The 17993-nt window shown below is 59.6% G+C and carries 19 protein-coding genes; 13 read left to right on the forward strand and 6 right to left on the reverse strand.

The window, feature by feature from the left end; translation table 11 throughout:
* The first annotated feature begins 13 nt into the window (after nt 1–13).
* From phnF to phnP, 11 genes are read left to right on the forward strand one after another with little or no spacing between them, the layout of a single operon-like run.
* On the forward strand, nt 14–736 hold the full coding sequence (phnF, locus tag V3W49_RS04325) for a phosphonate metabolism transcriptional regulator PhnF (RefSeq protein WP_500143893.1): 723 nt from the start codon (nt 14–16) through the stop codon (nt 734–736).
* Entirely contained in the window at nt 737–1195 is a 459-nt protein-coding gene (phnG, locus tag V3W49_RS04330; RefSeq protein WP_500143894.1) for a phosphonate C-P lyase system protein PhnG, read from the forward strand. It abuts the gene before it with no gap.
* Complete coding sequence (phnH, locus tag V3W49_RS04335) at nt 1192–1776, forward strand: phosphonate C-P lyase system protein PhnH (RefSeq protein ID WP_500143895.1); 585 nt, start codon at nt 1192–1194, stop codon at nt 1774–1776. Before phnG ends, phnH begins: the two co-directional genes overlap by 4 nt.
* Entirely contained in the window at nt 1776–2846 is a 1071-nt protein-coding gene (locus tag V3W49_RS04340; protein ID WP_500143896.1) for a carbon-phosphorus lyase complex subunit, read from the forward strand. Before phnH ends, V3W49_RS04340 begins: the two co-directional genes overlap by 1 nt.
* Nucleotides 2839–3687 carry an alpha-D-ribose 1-methylphosphonate 5-phosphate C-P-lyase PhnJ gene (locus V3W49_RS04345; RefSeq protein WP_500143897.1) on the forward strand — a complete coding sequence of 283 codons (849 nt, stop codon included), beginning with the start codon at nt 2839–2841 and terminating at the stop codon, nt 3685–3687. The genes V3W49_RS04340 and V3W49_RS04345 overlap by 8 nt, the downstream gene beginning before the upstream one ends.
* Nucleotides 3684–4439: a phosphonate C-P lyase system protein PhnK gene (gene phnK / locus V3W49_RS04350; protein WP_500143898.1), complete on the forward strand. Its 756-nt coding sequence runs from the start codon at nt 3684–3686 to the stop codon at nt 4437–4439. Before V3W49_RS04345 ends, phnK begins: the two co-directional genes overlap by 4 nt.
* Nucleotides 4440–4448: 9 nt before the next feature.
* Complete coding sequence (phnL, locus tag V3W49_RS04355; RefSeq protein ID WP_500143900.1) at nt 4449–5156, forward strand: phosphonate C-P lyase system protein PhnL; 708 nt, start codon at nt 4449–4451, stop codon at nt 5154–5156.
* Nucleotides 5143–6279 (forward strand): alpha-D-ribose 1-methylphosphonate 5-triphosphate diphosphatase, encoded by a 1137-nt coding sequence (phnM, locus tag V3W49_RS04360; protein WP_500143902.1) that lies wholly within the window; start codon nt 5143–5145, stop codon nt 6277–6279. The genes phnL and phnM overlap by 14 nt, the downstream gene beginning before the upstream one ends.
* Entirely contained in the window at nt 6279–6842 is a 564-nt protein-coding gene (phnN, locus tag V3W49_RS04365) for a ribose 1,5-bisphosphokinase (RefSeq protein ID WP_500143903.1), read from the forward strand. The genes phnM and phnN overlap by 1 nt, the downstream gene beginning before the upstream one ends.
* On the forward strand, nt 6832–7296 hold the full coding sequence (gene phnO, locus V3W49_RS04370; protein ID WP_500143905.1) for an aminoalkylphosphonate N-acetyltransferase: 465 nt from the start codon (nt 6832–6834) through the stop codon (nt 7294–7296). Before phnN ends, phnO begins: the two co-directional genes overlap by 11 nt.
* Nucleotides 7274–8050, forward strand: a complete 777-nt coding sequence (gene phnP / locus V3W49_RS04375; RefSeq protein WP_500143906.1) for a phosphonate metabolism protein PhnP — start codon at nt 7274–7276, stop codon at nt 8048–8050. The genes phnO and phnP overlap by 23 nt, the downstream gene beginning before the upstream one ends.
* Here phnP and V3W49_RS04380 read toward each other — a convergent pair.
* Nucleotides 8047–8403, reverse strand: a complete 357-nt coding sequence (locus V3W49_RS04380) for a DDRRRQL repeat protein YjdP (RefSeq protein WP_500143907.1) — start codon at nt 8401–8403, stop codon at nt 8047–8049. The two genes, phnP and V3W49_RS04380, sit on opposite strands and share 4 nt — an antisense overlap.
* A 79-nt stretch (nt 8404–8482) precedes the next feature.
* Complete coding sequence (locus V3W49_RS04385; protein WP_500143908.1) at nt 8483–9151, reverse strand: nitroreductase; 669 nt, start codon at nt 9149–9151, stop codon at nt 8483–8485.
* Nucleotides 9152–9268: 117 nt separating this feature from the next.
* Between V3W49_RS04385 and V3W49_RS04390 the strand changes: the two genes are divergently transcribed.
* Nucleotides 9269–10192 carry a LysR substrate-binding domain-containing protein gene (locus V3W49_RS04390; protein ID WP_500143910.1) on the forward strand — a complete coding sequence of 308 codons (924 nt, stop codon included), beginning with the start codon at nt 9269–9271 and terminating at the stop codon, nt 10190–10192.
* A 174-nt stretch (nt 10193–10366) separates the two neighbouring features.
* Here V3W49_RS04390 and V3W49_RS04395 read toward each other — a convergent pair whose 3' ends face one another.
* From V3W49_RS04395 to V3W49_RS04410, 4 genes are all read right to left on the reverse strand, one after another.
* Complete coding sequence (locus V3W49_RS04395; protein WP_500143911.1) at nt 10367–11200, reverse strand: alpha/beta fold hydrolase; 834 nt, start codon at nt 11198–11200, stop codon at nt 10367–10369.
* Between the two features lie 179 nt (nt 11201–11379).
* Nucleotides 11380–11688 carry a hypothetical protein gene (locus V3W49_RS04400; protein WP_500143912.1) on the reverse strand — a complete coding sequence of 103 codons (309 nt, stop codon included), beginning with the start codon at nt 11686–11688 and terminating at the stop codon, nt 11380–11382.
* A 283-nt stretch (nt 11689–11971) separates the two neighbouring features.
* A complete protein-coding gene (locus V3W49_RS04405) occupies nt 11972–12457 on the reverse strand; it encodes a 4Fe-4S dicluster domain-containing protein (protein WP_500143913.1) in 486 nt (161 codons plus the stop codon).
* Nucleotides 12454–14391: an FAD-dependent oxidoreductase gene (locus V3W49_RS04410; RefSeq protein ID WP_500143914.1), complete on the reverse strand. Its 1938-nt coding sequence runs from the start codon at nt 14389–14391 to the stop codon at nt 12454–12456. Before V3W49_RS04410 ends, V3W49_RS04405 begins: the two co-directional genes overlap by 4 nt.
* Before the next feature lie 366 nt (nt 14392–14757).
* Here V3W49_RS04410 and V3W49_RS04415 point away from each other — a divergent pair, with 366 nt between their 5' ends.
* Nucleotides 14758–17985: a molybdopterin cofactor-binding domain-containing protein gene (locus V3W49_RS04415; protein ID WP_500143915.1), complete on the forward strand. Its 3228-nt coding sequence runs from the start codon at nt 14758–14760 to the stop codon at nt 17983–17985.
* Nucleotides 17986–17993: the final 8 nt, after the last annotated feature.

Raw genomic sequence — 17993 nt, forward strand, 5'->3', positions numbered from 1 at the left:
AGGAGCCTGCGCGATGAACCTGTCCAGACATCCGACCACTTACCCCACCCGCTATCAGGAGATAGCAGCCCGGCTGGAGCAGGAGTTAAGCCACTACCGCTGCGGCGACTGGCTGCCCGCCGAACAGCAGCTGGCGACCCGTTTCGGCGTAAATCGCCACACCCTGCGCCGCGCCGTAGATCAACTGGTGGAACGCGGCTGGGTGCAACGCCGTCAGGGCGTCGGCATTCTGGTGCTGATGCGCCCGTTCGACTATCCCCTGAACGCCCGGGCGCGCTTCAGTCAGAACCTGCTCGACCAGGGCAGTCACCCGACCAGCGAACGCCTGCTTTCCGTGTTGCGCCCGGCCTCCGGGCAGGTGGCCGACGCCCTGGGCGTCAGCGAAGGGCGCGACATTATCCACCTGCGCACCCTGCGCCGGGTCAATGGCATAGCACTGTGCCTGATCGACCACTACTTCGCTGAGCTCGCCTGGTGGCCCAGCCTGCGCGAATTCACCAGCGGTTCGCTGCACGACTGGCTGGAAACGCGCCTCGACATCCGCCTGACCCGAAGCCAGACGCGTATCAGCGCCCGCCGGGCCCAGGCCAAAGAGAGCCGGATGCTGGAGATTCCCAATCAGGCGCCGCTGCTTTGTGTACGAACCCTAAACCACCACGAAGGCGGGCAAAACGTGGCGGAATACTCCGTCAGCCTGACCCGCGCCGACATGATCGAATTCACCATGGAGCACTGAATGAATCCGCAAACTGCGACTCCCCTGCGCCAGCGCTGGATGGCGGTACTGGCCCACAGTCACCCCCGGGAGCTGGCCGAACGCTACGCCGCGCTGAATCTTAATCCGGATTACGAAGTCCTGCGCCAGGCCGAAACCGGGCTGGTGCAGATCCAGGGCCGGATGGGCGGCAGCGGCAATCCCTGGTTCGTCGGTGATGCCACGCTGACCCGCGCCGCGATACGCCTTGGCAGCGGTGTCTGTGGCTACAGCTGGGTGCTGGGCCGCGATCGCGAGCACGCTGAACGCTGCGCCCTGGTAGATGCCCTGCTTCAGGAAAGTGCCCACCACGCCACCCTGATGGAAACCCTGATCGACTCGCTGGAAGCCTGCCGCGACGCCCGCCTGCGCGAGCGTCAGCGCAAGGTCGCCGCCAGCCGGGTCGACTTCTTTACCCTGGTACGCGGAGATAATGCATGACGTTAACCACCGCCTTTCCCCTGCCGGTGCAGGATGCCCAGCACTGCTTTCGTCGCCTGCTGAAAGCCATGAGCGAGCCCGGCCTTGTGGTCAATCTGACGGCGCTCAAACATGGCTGGCCGCCGCTGGATATCGCCACCACCAGCACCCTGCTGACCCTGGCAGATAACGATACGCCGCTATGGCTGTGCGATGCACTGGGCAACGACATGGTGCGCCAGAATCTGCGCTTTCATACCAATGCGCCGCTGTGCGATGCCCCACAGCAGGCACAGTTCGCCATCGCCGACGACAGCCTCACCGTCGCCCAGCTCAACGCCCTGGCTCAGGGCAGCGCCGCCCAGCCGGAACGCAGCGCCACCCTGGTGCTGCAACTCCCGGCCCTGAGCGGCGGCCTGATGCTGCGCCTGACCGGGCCGGGCATCGCCGATGAACGGATGATCGCTCCCGTTCTGCCGGAGCCGGTGCTGCAGGCGCTGCTCGAACGCCCACAGCCGTTCCCGATGGGCATCGACCTGATCATTACCTGCGGCGAGCGGCTACTGGCCCTGCCGCGCACGACCCATGTGGAGGTGTGTTGATGTACGTTGCCGTTAAAGGGGGCGAAAAGGCCATCGACGCCGCGCACGCGCTCCAGCAGGAACGTCGCCGCGGCGACAGCAGCCTGCCCGAACTCAGCGTGGAACAGATAGAGCAGCAGCTTGCTCTTGCGGTAGACCGGGTGATGACCGAAGGAGGCATTGCCGATCGCGAACTGGCGGCGCTGGCCCTGAAGCAGGCGAGCGGCGACAGCGTCGAGGCCATCTTCCTGCTGCGCGCTTATCGCACCACCCTGCCACGCCTCGCCGTCAGCCAGCCGCTGGAAACCGCGCAGATGCGAGCGGAACGCCGGGTTTCCGCCATCTATAAGGATATCCCAGGCGGCCAGATGCTCGGCCCCACCTACGATTACAGCCACCGCCTGCTGGATTTCAGCCTGCTGGCGGAAGGGAAAACGCCAACGCCAGAGGCCAGCGACGCCAGCCCCGAACCTATGCCCCACGTCTTTAGTCTGCTGGCGCGTCAGGGACTGGCGAAACCGGAGGTAGACAACGGCGCGCAGCCCGACGACGTGACCCGCCAGCCGCCGGTTTACCCCTGCTCGCGTTCATCGCGCCTGCAGCAGTTGACCCGCGGCGATGAAGGCTATCTGCTGGCGCTGGCCTACTCCACCCAGCGCGGCTATGGTCGTAACCACCCCTTCGCCGCAGAGATCCGCAGCGGCCACGTCGCGGTAGAGATCGTACCGGAAGAGCTGGGTTTCCCGATTTGCGTCGGCGAACTGCTGGTGACCGAATGCGAGATGGTCAACGGGTTTGTGGCGCCAGAACAGGAACCACCGCACTTTACCCGCGGTTACGGTCTGACATTCGGCATGGGAGAACGCAAAGCTATGGCTATGGCGCTGGTGGATCGCGCGCTACAGGCACCGGAATACGGCGAGCCAATCACCGGCCCGGCCCAGGACGAGGAGTTCGTGCTGGCCCACGCCGACAATGTGGAAGCGGCGGGCTTCGTCTCGCACCTGAAGCTGCCTCACTACGTCGATTTCCAGGCCGAACTGGAACTACTCAAACGCCTGAAAAGCGCAAGGGAGGCGAACAATGGCTGATGCACTGATTGGTTACAACTTTGCTTATCTCGATGAACAGACCAAACGGACGCTGCGCCGCGCCCTGCTGAAAGCGGTGGCTATCCCCGGCTATCAGGTGCCGTTCGGCGGGCGCGAAATGCCCATGCCCTACGGCTGGGGCACCGGCGGCATTCAACTGACCGCCAGCCTGATTGGCCCGGAGGACATACTGAAGGTCATCGACCAGGGGGCGGACGACACCACTAATGCCGTTTCGATCCGCAACTTCTTTAAGCGTGTGACCGGTGTGGAAACCACCGAATCCACCGCCGGAGCCACAATTATCCAGACCCGCCATCGGATCCCGGAAGTGCCGCTTAACGAGGATCAGATCCTCGTCTATCAGGTACCGATCCCCGAGCCACTGCGCTTTATCGAGCCTCGCGAAACCGAAACCCGTACCATGCACGCACTGGAAGAGTATGGCGTGATGCAGGTGAAGCTGTACGAGGACATCGCCCGCTTCGGCCACATCGCCACCACTTATGCCTATCCGGTGAAAGTGAACGATCGCTACGTGATGGATCCCTCGCCGATCCCCAAATTCGATAATCCAAAGATGGACAGGATGCCGGCGCTGCAGTTGTTTGGCGCCGGACGAGAAAAGCGGCTGTATGCGGTGCCGCCCTGGACCCGGGTGGAAAGCCTGGATTTCGACGATCACCCTTTTCAGGTACAGACCTGGGATGAACCCTGCGCCATCTGCGGTTCGCGCCACAGCTACCTGGATGAAGTGGTGCTGGACGATCGGGGCAATCGCATGTTCGTCTGCTCCGATACCGATTTCTGCCGCCAGAATAGCGAGGCCACGCGCTCATGACTCCTCTGCTCTCCGTCAATAATCTGACTCATCTCTATGCGCCAGGCAAAGGCTTCAGCGATGTCTCCTTCGAACTGTGGCCCGGTGAAGTGCTGGGTATCGTCGGCGAATCCGGCTCCGGCAAAACCACGCTGCTGAAGGCCATTTCCGCGCGGCTACCTCCTCAGCACGGCGAAGTCATCTTCAGGGGCGAGTCACTGTACGCCATGAGCGAAGCCGAACGCCGCCGCCTGCTACGCACCGAATGGGGCGTGGTGCACCAGCATCCGCTGGATGGCCTGCGGCCTGGCGTTTCGGCGGGCGGAAACATCGGCGAACGCCTGATGGCTACCGACATGCGCCACTACGGCGATATCCGCACCACCGCGCAACGCTGGCTGGAATCGGTAGAGATCCCCGCCGCCCGCATCGACGACCTGCCAACCACCTTTTCCGGCGGTATGCAGCAGCGTCTGCAAATCGCCCGCAATCTGGTGACTCATCCGCAGCTGGTGTTTATGGACGAGCCCACCGGCGGGCTGGACGTGTCGGTACAGGCACGTCTACTCGATCTTCTGCGCAACCTGGTGGTGGAGATGAACCTGGCGGTGGTGATCGTCACCCACGATCTGGGGGTGGCGCGACTGCTGGCGGATCGGCTGCTGGTGATGAAACAGGGCCGGGTGGTGGAAAGTGGGTTAACCGATCGGGTACTGGACGATCCCCATCACGCCTATACCCAGTTGCTGGTCTCTTCGGTACTGCAAAATTAAGAGGGCGCTATGAAAGCTTCGATCCGGGTGGAAAACCTGAGTAAAACCTTCGTATTACATCACCAGAACGGCGCTCGCCTGCCAGTGCTGCGCAATGCCTCGCTGGAGGTGGAACCCGGTGAATGCGTGGTACTGCACGGCCATTCCGGCAGCGGCAAATCCACCCTGTTGCGCTCGCTGTACGCTAACTATCTGCCGGATAGCGGACATATCTGGATCCGCCATGAAGGCGACTGGCTGGATCTGGCCTGCGCTCCGGCGCGAGAGGTACTGGCGGTACGCCGCCGCACCATCGGCTGGGTCAGCCAGTTTCTGCGGGTGATTCCGCGCATCAGCGCCCTGGAAGTAGTGATGCAGCCACTGCTGGATTTGGGAGTTCCCCGAATACAGTGCGAAGAACGGGCTGTTGCCCTGCTAAAGCGCCTGAATGTGCCGGAACGCCTGTGGCAGCTGGCGCCTTCCACTTTTTCCGGCGGCGAGCAGCAGCGGGTGAACATCGCCCGCGGTTTTATCGTCGATTACCCTATCCTGTTGCTGGATGAGCCCACCGCCTCGCTGGATGCCGCCAACAGCGCCGCCGTAGTCGGCCTGATTGATGAAGCCAGAGCGCGCGGCGCCGCTATCGTCGGCATCTTCCACGACAGTGCGGTGCGCCAGCGGGTAGCCGATCGCCTCCACGCCATGCCAGATTTGGAGAAAAGCCATGATTATCAGTAACGTAAACCTGATTCTGGATGATGAAGTGGTGGCAGGTTCGCTGGAAGTGGCGGACGGCAAAATCCGCAGCTTCGCCGATACTCCCAGCCGCCTGCCCGGAGCCCTGGACGGCGACGGCGGCTGGCTGCTACCGGGACTGGTGGAGCTGCATACCGACAATCTGGACAAATTCTTCACGCCTCGTCCAAAGGTGGACTGGCCCGCCCATTCGGCCATGAGTAGCCACGACGCGCTGATGGTGGCGAGCGGCATTACCACGGTGCTCGACGCCGTGGCGCTGGGCGACGTGCGCGACGGCGGCGACCGGCTGGAGAATCTGGACAGAATGATAGGCGCTATCGAACACAGCCAGCGGCTGGGGGTCAATCGCGCCGACCATCGCCTGCATCTGCGCTGCGAACTGCCGCACCACACCACTCTTCCTCTGTTTCAGCAACTGGTCGGGCGCGACGGCGTATCGCTGGTCTCACTGATGGACCACTCACCCGGCCAGCGTCAGTTTGCCAGCCGCGAAAAATATCGTGAATACTACCAGGGCAAATATCAGCTCAGCGCGGAAGAAATGGCGCGCTATGAAGAAGAGCAGTTACGGCTCGCTGAACGCTGGTCGCAGCCCAACCGTCAGGCCATTGCCGCCGACTGCCGGGCGCGCGGCATCGCGCTTGCCAGCCACGACGACGCCACCGCCGAACACGTGGCGGAATCCCATGGCCTCGGTAGCGCAATCGCCGAATTCCCCACCACTCTGGAAGCGGCCAGCGCGTCGCGTCGCCACGGCCTTCAGGTGTTGATGGGCGCCCCAAATATCGTACGCGGCGGTTCCCATTCCGGCAATGTGGCGGCCCATCGCCTGGCGCAGGCCGGGCTGCTGGATATTCTCTCTTCGGACTACTATCCCGCCAGCCTGCTGGATGCCGCTTTCCGTATCGCCGACGATCCCGACTCGGGTTGGCGGCTGCCCCAGGCCATTCGCCTGGTGACCCGCAATCCGGCCCGAGCCATTAATCTGACCGACCGCGGCGAGCTGGCGGAAGGCAAACGCGCCGACCTGGTGCTGGCTCACCGCATTGACGGCCAGATACGGATCGGGAACGTCTGGCGCCAGGGGAGGCAGGTGTTCTGATGACGCGACTCATCTGGCTTATCGGCCCTTCCGGCGCAGGAAAGGACAGCCTGCTGGCGGCCCTGCGCCATCAGCAAATACCGGAGCTTCTGGTGGCTCATCGCTATATCACCCGCCCGGCGGACGCCGGCGGCGAAAATCATATCGCCCTGAGCGACGCCGAATTCAGCCAGCGCGCGGCAGGTGGCCTGTTCGCGCTTGCCTGGCAGGCAAATGGCTATCGTTACGGCTTAGGGATTGAGCTTGACCAGTGGCTGGCGACAGGAATGAGCGTCATCGTCAACGGCTCCCGTCAGCATTTACCCCACGCCATGGAACGCTACGGCAACCAGCTACTGCCGGTGATGCTTCAGGTATCGAACGATGTTCTGCGCCGCCGGCTGGAGACCAGGGGCCGGGAGACGTCGGACGCCATCGAACAGCGGCTGCGACGCGCCGGCCATTTTGCAACACATCTGCCGCACTGCGCCATACTCAACAATGATGGCTCTCTGTTACAGTCAGTCACTGCGTTAATTCAGCTGATTCGCCACCCACCGGAGGAAAAACCGAATGTCTGTTGAACTGCGCCACGCCACCCTGAATGACTGGCAGAGCGTTTATGCATTAATCTGCGAACTGAAACAGCGGGAATTCGACCGTGCCGCCTTTCGCGCCGGATTTGCCGCCAACCTGCTCGATCCCCATTTTCGCTACCAGCTGGCGCTACTCAACGGGCGCCCCATCGCCATGCTGGGGCTGCACCTGCAGTTCCATCTGCATCACGTAAACTGGATTGCCGAAATCCAGGAACTGGTGGTGATGCCCCAGGCTCGGGGCCTGGGAGTTGGTAAACAGCTACTGGCCTGGGCGGAACAGGAAGCCCGCCGGGAAGGCGCCGAGATGATCGAACTTTCCACCAGCACCGGCCGCCACGACGCGCATCGCTTTTATCAGCGAGAAGCGTATCAGCCGAGCCACGTGCGCTTTACCAAAGCGCTTACGGAGCCACACGATGAGCCTGAAGATTGTTCTTAGCGGCACCGGCGACGCTCGCCAGGTACCCGCCTTCGGCTGCCAGTGCGACGCCTGCCAGCGGGCGCGCCGCGCCCCGGCCTTCCGGCGCGGCCCCTGTTGCGGTGTCGTGCAATTTAACGACAGCGTGACGCTGCTGGACGCTGGCTCCCACGACCTGATGGAGCGCCACCCGGCAGGCAGTTTCTGCCAGATACTGCTGACCCACTATCATATGGATCACGTTCAGGGGCTGTTTCCCCTGCGCTGGGGCGTGGGCGAGCGCATTACGGTCTACGGCCCGCCGGATCCCGCAGGCTGCGACGATCTGTTTAAACACCCCGGCCTGCTCGACTTCAGCCACACGCTTACCCCATTCGTCGCTTTTACGCTTCAGGGGCTGAGAATCACGCCGCTGCCGCTGAATCATTCAAAACTCACATACGGCTATCTGCTGGAAAGCCCCCATGGCCGCCTGGCCTGGCTGTGCGATACCGCCGGGCTGCCGGAAAAAAGCATGAAGTTTCTGGCCGCCAACCGGCCGGATGTGATGGTAATTGACTGCGCTTACGAACCACGGGCCAATACTCCGCGTAACCACAGCGATCTCAACACGGTGATGGAACTAAAGCGCCAGATAGCAGCGCCGAGAGTGGTGCTGACCCACATCGGCCACCACTTCGATCTTTGGATGATGAATAATCCGCTGCCGGAAGGCATTGAAGCCGGGTTCGACGGCCAGACTATTTGCCTGGATTTGGCGGAGGTACGCCCCTAACGCCAACGGGTCTCGCTGAGTCGCCGCTCCTCTTCACTTAACTGGCGGCGTCGTTCATCCAGCTGTCGCTGCTGTTCATCAAGCTGGCGCCGTTGCTCATCAAGCTGGCGTCGTTGCTCATCAAGCTGGCGTCGCCGATCGTCATACCATCGTCCGTCGTCATAACCTCGGTCTGAATCATCGCGCCAGCGTCCATCATCGTCGTTATAGCCGCCGTCGTTGCGGGCGCCGTTCAGCGCCCCGGCAATCGAATTAATCGCGTCGTTGACCATACTGTCCAAATCGTCCGCCCGGACGCTGGCGGAACTCATTCCAGCCAGCGCCACCAGCAGCAGCACGCTATAGCGTTTCATAGAAGATTATCCTACCGTTAACCGGCTTTCACCCTACGCAACGCCTTGCGACTGGAACAGCGGAGGAGTCTCAAAGCGATTACCGATGGAACACCACGCTCTGCTCCACCGGAATCCTCCCCATTCGCAGCTGGTTAGCCCGGGCATCGGGATCCTCATAGCCGAAAGAGATACCGAACAGCAGACGATACTGGTCTGAAACGCCAAGAATTTCTCGCACGCTATCGGCGTGGAATCCCAGCAGGGTCTGCGGAATACCAGCGTAGCCCCGGGCGGTCAGCGACAGCAGAAAATTCTGTCCGTACATGCCGATATCTCCGGCCACTCGCACGTTGTCGCCAAACGACGGCATAAACAGAAATGCCACATGAGGTGCGCCGAAAAAAGCGTAATTACGCAACAGCGCCTGATGGCGGCTGTCTTTATCTTCCCGGGCGATTCCCAGCACCTCGTAGTACTGCTTCGCCTGATCCTGGCTGCGGGTGAAGTAGTCGCCGTAAAAGTCGGCATAATCAAAGCTGAAATCAGGCGTCGCCTGTCCCAGCTCGTCGTTACGCAACATCGCTTCGGTCAGCGCGCGTTTGGTATCGCCGGAAGCGATATGCACATGCCAGGGCTGAGTATTGCAGTTAGACGGCGCATGCTGCGCATCCTGCAGAACTTCATGGATCTGGGCATCGGTCAACGGCGTGGATAAAAAAGCGCGCGGCGAGCGGCGCAGGCGAACGGCATCTTCAAAGGACAGCATAAGGAAGCTCCCGAAAACAGGTTAAAATCAGGCGATCGATCCTATACTGGAATTTGTTTCGCATTACGGGTAAATATTCCATATATTCTGGAATTTATTTCAATAATAAGAGGCGCCATGCTCTCGTCCGAACGCCTGAAAGGCATTGATGTCTTTGTCTGCGTCGCCGAATCCGGCAGCTTTACCGCCGCAGCACAGCGCCTGTATCTGACCACCTCGGCGGTCAGCAAAGCAGTGGCGAGGCTTGAAAAGCGACTTCAGGTACGGCTGTTTCTGCGAACCACTCGCCACCTGGCGCTTACCGAAGAGGGGGAATCCTTCTACCGGGCCTGTACCGGCGTGCTAAACCAACTGGAAGAGGCCGAACTGGCACTGCATCGTCAGAGCCACGAGCTACGGGGTCGAATTCGCATCGATCTCCCCGTCAGCTACGGGCGCCTGCACGTACTGCCCGCGACCCTTTCCTTTCTGGAACAGCATCCGCAGTTGGAGCCCGCTATCACCTTCTCTGACCGCTTCAGCGACCCCGTCGAGGAAGGTATCGATTTACTGGTGCGCAGCGGCGGATCCGGCATCTGGCCTGGCGCGGTGGATCATCATCAGTTGGGCATTCAGCGCCTGATTCTCTGCGCCTCGCCGCGCTATCTGGAACAACGGGGCATACCTCAGGACGCGCGGGCGCTCAGCCAGCACCGCTGCATCCTCTACTGTCGCGGCGACGGCAGCCTGACGCCACTGCGCATCCCAGGTCAGGAGAGTGCTCTAAAGCTCCAGCACAGCGGACTGGCTCTGGGCGACACCGAAGGGCTGGTGATGGCGGCGGTGGCGGGACACGGTATCGTCCAGCTACCGACCTGGATGGTCGCCAGGCCGCTGACCGAAGGCACACTGGTGCAGGTGCTGCCTGAACTTTCTATTTCAGGCATGCCGATAAGTCTGGCGTGGTTAAAGAGCCGGGCCAGACTGCCCAAAGTCAGCGCCCTGCGCGACTGGCTGATCGAAAGCCTGACCCCTTCGCTGGCAGAGCGGCCAGTGCCATAGCCTGTGACGCCATCCTCTCCATCCGTGCCGGAGGAACGGGATTTCAGTTACCGGCCGCGTTCCGACAGCGCTTTAAAGCGCGACGTCAGCCCCGGCGAGTGGTGCAAAACATTTCACGGGAAAGAGAAATGAAAACCGAAAGCGCCGGGGAATCCCGGCGCCTGTAGAGAACGATCAACTACGGATAAAATCGAGCAAGTCCTGGTTAATACGATCTTTATGGGTGCTGCACAGACCGTGAGAAGCGCCTTTGTAGCACAGGCCGCGACCATTTGGCAGCAGCTTCAGCGCGGCTTCGCTGGAAGAAGCTGGCGGCACTATCTGGTCGTCATCGCCATAAATAACCAGCGTCGGAATCGTCATTTTACGCAGGTCTTCCCGCTGGTCGGTTTCAGAGAACGCCGCAACGCAGTCATACAGCGCTTTAATGGACCCCATCATGCCCTGCATCCAGAAGCTGTCACGCAGCCCCTGAGAAACGGCAACGCCCGGGCGATTGAAGCCATAGAAGGTTTCGGACAGATCTTTAAAGAACTGAGAACGATCGTTGCGTACCCCTTCGCGAATACCGTCGAAAACGCTGTGCGGCAGACCGGCCGGGTTAAAGTCAGTTTTCAGCATAATGGGTGGAACTGCGCCAATCAGAACGGCTTTAGCAACGCGCTCGGTACCGTGGCGGCCAATATAACGCGCTACTTCACCGCCGCCGGTGGAGTGGCCCACGTGAATGGCGTTTCTCAGATTAAGCGCTTCGGTCAGCTGTGCCAGATCGTCGGCGTACTGATCCATATTGTGCCCATCCCACGGCTGTGAGGAGCGTCCGTGACCGCGGCGGTCGTGAGCAATCACCCGATAACCGGCATTTGCCAGAAACAACATCTGATCTTCGAAAGCATCGGAAGAAAGCGGCCAGCCGTGGCTGAAGACGACCGGTTGCCCTTCACCCCAGTCTTTATAGTAAAGTTGAGTGCCGTCTTTCAGTTCCAGGTAGCCCGAATTGTTTCTCATGGTATTTTCCTTAAGAATAAGCTCGATATTTACGGCAAGTCAGTTTGCTGCCATTCCCTTGCCTGCCAATAACAATACTCACCTGACGCTCAATTCCCAGAAGGAAATACCATATTTAATGATTGATGAAACCAGATGGTTTCTGTATCAGAATAGTGTAATCTTAAGTGCAACCTCCCTCAGTCAAAATTAAGCAAGATTTTTCTGACTTTAACCTGCTCCCCGGTTCCCTCCGGATGACCGACTGCCGCTACCATTATATGCTTCACGCTAGAGCGAACCGAGGTTCCCTGTTCGCCACCACAGCGCTGGCTTATACCGTGATGAATGGCTTCAGAAAGGCATTTTTTTACCGCTGCGGCGGCGTTATCAATGATATACCCGCGAAAAGTAATCTGACCGCCCCCCATATTTGCAGAGGCCGTAGAGCTGACACAAGAAATAAATAAAACAGATATCGAAAACATTTTTTTAAATTTATTTACCATTATGCCTGCATCCTTATTGATAGCCACACGAAGCCGTGTCCCACGCTTTACTTTCGATTCTTGCCTGAATAGTTCCCCATGCGACAGACAATAAATAGAAATTTACCCCCAGACAATAAGCGGTAAACCAAAAGCGCAATAAAAGCTCAGAAAATATTATTTCAGATGCAAATGGCAATTTATTAATAACGGAGTTAACTATTTATTAGCCTGCCCCCCTTTGGATAATATTTATCATTTATTGCCAGACCGGGAGTAACCCCGACCTGACAAATAGTGGCGATCAGCGCCCCGGAAACGCGGTCGTGCGACGACGCATCGTTACGGTTTGTGCCACCTCGCCGCCAGCAACTTTTTCCAGCGCCGCTGTCGGACACACGGCGACACAGGCTGGCCCTGATTCGTGGCCACAACAAAGATCGCACTTAACGGGTTGAACTCCCTCCTGCCCCGAAGGGTTCACAATTTCAATCACCCCAAAGGGACAGGCCATCACGCAGCCGCTACAACCGATGCACAGCGCGTCGTTAATCTCCACGCTGCGTTTTCCCTGAACCAGCGCGCCGGTTGGACAAATCGCCACACAGGGGGCATTTTCGCACTGACGGCACATGACTGGCGCGCTGACAGCTTCCCGTTTCACCACTTTCAGGCGCGGATAAAATGGACCGCCGGGTTGCGTTTCGCCGTCATGGGCCTGGGCGCAAGCGATCTCACAGGTGCGGCAACCGATGCACAGATGCGCCTGAACCCGAATAAAGTCGCTCATCGCCTCGCCTCCTGCTTGCATTCAGCCTGCTCATCCAGAAAGGACACAATGTCCCGGGCCGCCTGACGCCCTGCGGCCATGGCGGTCACCACCAGATCGGCGCCGTGTACCGCATCACCACCGGCAAAAACCTTAGGATGGCTGGTGCGGGTAGAACCGTCGGTCTCAATCAATCCCCAGTCGTCGCAATGCACGCCGTTACGCGCCAGCCAGGGCATGGGATGTGGCTGAAAGCCAAAAGCCATTATCAGGACCTGCGCTGGCAGCACAAATTCCGAACCGGCAACCGGTTGGGGGCGACGCCGCCCGTCCGGGCCCGGCTCGCCCATACGGGTTCTGATCATACCTACGCCTTTCACCCGCCCCCGCCTGTCGAGCGCGATATATTGCGGCTGTACGTTAAACAGAAACTCCGCGCCCTCCTCCCTGGCGTTGATCACCTCTTTTTTCGAGCCGGGCATGCTGGCTTCGTCGCGTCGGTAGGCGCAGGTCACGCTGGCGGCGCCGCTTCTGACTGAGGTACGCAGGCAGTCCATCGCCGTATCACCTCCCCCCAGTACCACCACCCGCTTGCCGGTCACATCGATAAACGGCGTTTGTGGGTCATCTTCCAGCCCCATCACCCGACGCGTGCTGGCGATCAGAAACGGCAGCGCCTGCACCACACCCGGCGCATCTTCATGTTCCAGCCCCGCAGCCATCAATCCGTAGGTACCCACCCCCAAAAAGACCGCATCAAACTCCTCCAGCAGCGCGTCAAAGGCGACGTCACGCCCAATCTCACAATTCAACTGAAAGCGAACGCCCATCGCACTGAAAATCTCGCGCCGGGTTTGCAGTAACTGCTTATCCAGTTTGAAAGGCGGAATGCCGAAGGTCAGCAGGCCACCGATTTCTGGATGACGGTCGAACACCGTGGCCTGAATGCCGCTGCGGGCCAGCAGATCGGCGCAGCCCAGGCCCGCCGGTCCGGCGCCAACTATCGCGACCCGCTCCGGCCTTGGCTGTACCGCGCTGAGATCCGGACGCCAGCCCTGCGCCAGTGCGCTGTCGGTAATATAGCGTTCCAGGTTGCCGATGCTGACCGCTCCGCCCCGGGGCTGCATGGTACAGGCCCCTTCGCACAGTCGATCCTGGGGGCAAACCCGCCCACAAATTTCCGGCAGCGAACTGGTCTGGTGGCACAGCTCAGCCGCCGCCAGAATATCCCCCTGATTGACCAGCCGAATAAAATCGGGAATCGCATTGTGCAGCGGACAGGTCCAGTTACACCACGCCTTGTCGGCGCAATACAGGCAACGTTCGCTTTCACTGGTGGCCTGGCGAACGTCCAACGCCTGATAAATCTCGTTAAAATGGCTTTTTCGCTGATCGGCGGGAAGTTTCGCTGCGCCTTTACGTTCGGGTCTGAGCAACAGCGTATGGCTGCGCAACGGCGTCTGCGTCCCCCCGAAATCGCCGGTGGCCGTCGCCTGCTGGCGGCGACGGCGCAGCGCGTTCAGCGTGGAGCCGTCCATCAGCGTAATCGCCTGAGTCGGGCAGTGGGTTACGCAGGCGGGGCTGCCCTGGGGCGTGGATTCACAAAGGTCGCACTTACGCGCAATGCCACGCTGCTGCGCCGTGACCATTTCGATAGCGCCAAAGGGACAGGCCAGCACGCAGTTTTTACAGCCAATGCACAGCGCTTCATCCAGGTGAATCTCCTGTTCGCGACGCGTTAGCGCCGCTACCGGACAGCTGTCGACGCAGGGAGCGTCATTACAGTGGCGGCAGGTGACCGCCACGCTCTCCTGTCCCCGGAACACAACGCGAATACGGGGGTTAAACGCCGTTTTTTCCGGCCAGGCTTGTTGATTATGCGCCACCGCGCAGGCCACTTCACAGGCGTGACAACCGATACACTCCCGGGCATCGACGGTAATAAATCTGTTCATGCATTATCCCTTTTCTTTTTGGCATTGCTCATCGGGAATAAATGCAAAAACAGGGGCAGTTCGCCACCGTCCCCCGTACCAGCGCCAGTATTGTGAACTGCTTCAAAAATAACGACCTGTCTGACAACCAGAGCGCCGAATGCCCTGGCTAAAACGTCTCACTTTGAGAATAAACGCCTCACAGTGAAAACCCCATCACCTCGCCGAATGCCCTCATCACTGCAATTAGCGGCGACTTTTATTGCGGCACTTCACAACTCCATTGCCCCAAAGTCCCTCATCGGCAGTCTGGCACAGCCATTGCTTGCAGGCTATTCAGGAAAAATAAGCAGCACCTTACTCCATCCAGAGGGGAGACTTTATTCAATGGAAACAGCAACTGTGGGCAGTGAAGTGCCGCGTACCGACGGCATGGCCAAAGTGAAGGGGCTTGCGGTATACGGCGACGATATTGTGATGAAGGATATGCTGTACGGCGTCTGCCGCTATGCTGATATTGCCGCCGGACGCATCGATACGCTGGATTTGTCAGAGGCGGAAAAGGTACCCGGTGTGGTTCGTATCGCCACCTGGCAGGATATTCCAGGTGAAAAGCAGATTGGGGTGGTTATTCCCGACTATCCACCTATTGTCGATCGCGAAATCGCCTTTCGCGGCGACGTAGTGGCCGTAGTGGCCGCTGAAAGCTACGAGGCGGCGTGCCTGGCGGCCGAGAAAATTAAAATCAGTTATACCCCCTGGACGCCCATCACCTCTGTTCAGGAGGCCATTAGCCCCGGAGCCCGCCTGATTCACAGCGATCGGGACAACAACATTATTAATCACCATCATACGGTGAAAGGTGATATCGAAGCCGGTTTCGCCGCATCCACTCATATCTTCGAGCGGGAATACAGCGTGGGGTTCCAGGAGCATGCCTACATCGAGCCGGAATCCATCACCACCTGCTATGACGATAACGAGCAGATTATGACCGTCTATGGCTCGATTCAGAACGCCCACCGGGTACGAGGCTTCGTAGCGAAGTACCTGGGGCTGCCCCAGTCTAAGGTGAATGTGCGGCGTTCAATTCTGGGCGGCTCGTTCGGCGGCAAGGACGATATTATCGATCATCTGGCCTGCCGTTCGGCCCTGATGACCTGGCTAACGTCGCGCCCGGTCAAAATGACCTATAACCGCGAACAGTCAATGCGCGAAAGCTACAAGCGTCACCCTTATATTATGAAGTACAAAATCGGTCTGGACGACGAGGCCCGCATTCAGGCCATGAAAATCGACGTACTGGCGGATGGCGGCAGCTACGCCGGGCAAACGGTCTTCGTCACCTGGCGCAGTTCCGTGCAGGCGGCCGGGCCATATAACATTCCCAATGTGCGTGTCGACGTGACCGGCGTCTACACCAACAATAACTATACCTCTGCCTATCGGGGCTTTGGCGCGCCGCAGGTGATCTTCGCCAATGAGTCGCTGATAGATGAAGTCGCTGACGCGCTCGGGCTTTCCCCTGTCGAACTACGACGGCGCAACGCGCTACGTCAGGGGGATACCAGCATGGCCGGGCAGGTCTTTACCGAGCATACCGTCTCAGCACTGGAAGTGTTAGAAAAAGCGACCAGCAGCGCGGAATTCGAAGAAAAGCGCCAGTACTATGCCCGTCTGAACGCTCAGGGCGGCCCCCTGCGCTACGGTATCGGACTGGCCCTGAGCCACCGTGGCTGTTCACTGGGCGCCGAGGGGCTGGATGCATCGTCGGCGCTGATTCAGATTAACGCCGACGCCAGCGTGAACATCTCCACCTCGGTATCGGAAAACGGCCAGGGGCTGCAAACCACCATGTCGATGATCGCCGCCGAAGCCTTTGGCATCGGGCTGGAAAACGTGATGTTCAGCGAACCCGATACCGCGATGATTGCGGACGGCGGTTCAACGGTAGCATCACGCGGCACCCTGATGGGCGGCCAGGCGATTCTTAGCGCGGCCAATAAGCTGAAACGCCGGATGGCGCAAGCCATATCAGAAAAACTCGCGGTGGAAAACGAAGAGGATCTGGTGTGGGAAAACGGCAAAGTTTTCAACCGCCGCCATCCCTATAATCGCCTGAGCTTCCAGGAAGTCGCTAATATGACCCGAGCCACCGGAGCCAACCTTTCGGCCTACGGCTGGCACGTGGCGCCCAGTATTCACTGGGACGAAGAAAAAGGCACCGGTAGCCCCTATTTCACCTGGGTCTACGGCTGCCAGATCGCCGATATCATTGTCGATACCCGAACCGGCAAAATCAGCATCAATCACGCCACCGCGGCCCACGATGTCGGCAAGGTAATCAATAAAGTCGGCTTCGAAGGTCAGGTAAGCGGCGGCATCGCCCAGGGAATGGTCGGCTACGGCATGCTCGAAGAGTTCAATATTGAACACGGCGAGGTGAAGTCGGAAAACTTTGATACTTACCTGCTACCCACCATCAAGGATATTCCGCCCATCACCATTATTCCGGTCGAAAACCACGATAAAGCGGGCCCCTTCGGCGCAAAAGTTCTCGGTGAGCCGGTGCTGGAACTGGGGGCGGCAGCGCTCAATAACGCCGTGAGCTTTGCAATGGGTAAGCGTAATTACGCGCTCCCCCTGACCCTGGAGCAGGTCAAACTAGGCCATCCTCTGAAGAAACCAGTGCGCCAGAGCGAACTGCTGGCCGAATCGGCGGAAAAGAAACAGGTACTGCGGCTAAATACCCTTGCGCTCACCCGAGCCAGGAGCCTGGAAGAGGCGCTGTTCCTGCTAAGAGAGGATCCGCAGCGCCGGGTTATCGCGGGCGGCACCGACGTGCTGGTACAGGCACGCCTCAATGTCGCGCCAGTACCACTGGTGGATATATCCGGCATTAAGGCGTTAAAAACCATTACTTCTCAGCCGGACGGCAACATACGGATTGGCTCGGGCGTCTGCTTTAGCGACCTGACCAGCCATGAGCTGATCGCCCCCCATTACCCGCTGCTGGTGACCGCCTGTAACACTATCGGTTCGCTCCAGCTACGTAACCGCGCCACCGTAGGCGGTAATATCGTTAACGCCGCCCCCTGCGCCGATTCCGTGCCGCCGCTCATCATCTATGACGCTCAGGTTGAACTGCAACGCCACGGTGCAGCTCCTCGTTCAATGCCCCTGAGCGACTTTATTACCGGGGGCTATAAAACTCAGCTCGAACCGGGAGAATTACTGACCGCGATTCTCTTGCCGCCGCCACAGCGCCACCCCGGGCTTCAGCAGCGCTATCTGCAGCTTGGCCGCCGCAACGCACTGAACATCACGCGCCAGAGCTTCACCGGGCAGTTTGTGGTGAACGAATCCGGCCTGCTGACCTTCTGTCGGATAGTAGACGGTGCGTTATTCAGCCACCCCCAACGGCTGATCGCCCTGGAGAAATGCCTGACGGGTCGTCAACTCAATGCGGCGCTGATTCAGGAAGGAGCGACGTTACTGAAGCAGATGCTGGAAGAGGCTATCGGAAAACGCTGGTCTGCGCCTTATAAGGTGCCGGCAGGCGTTGAAATGTTTACGCAGCTGCTGGAAGAGGTTCTGGCGAACAAAAGCAGGTAAGGAGAAAT

Source organism: Rosenbergiella sp. YN46, from assembly GCF_036620675.1.
Classification (GTDB): Bacteria; Pseudomonadota; Gammaproteobacteria; order Enterobacterales; family Enterobacteriaceae; genus Jejubacter.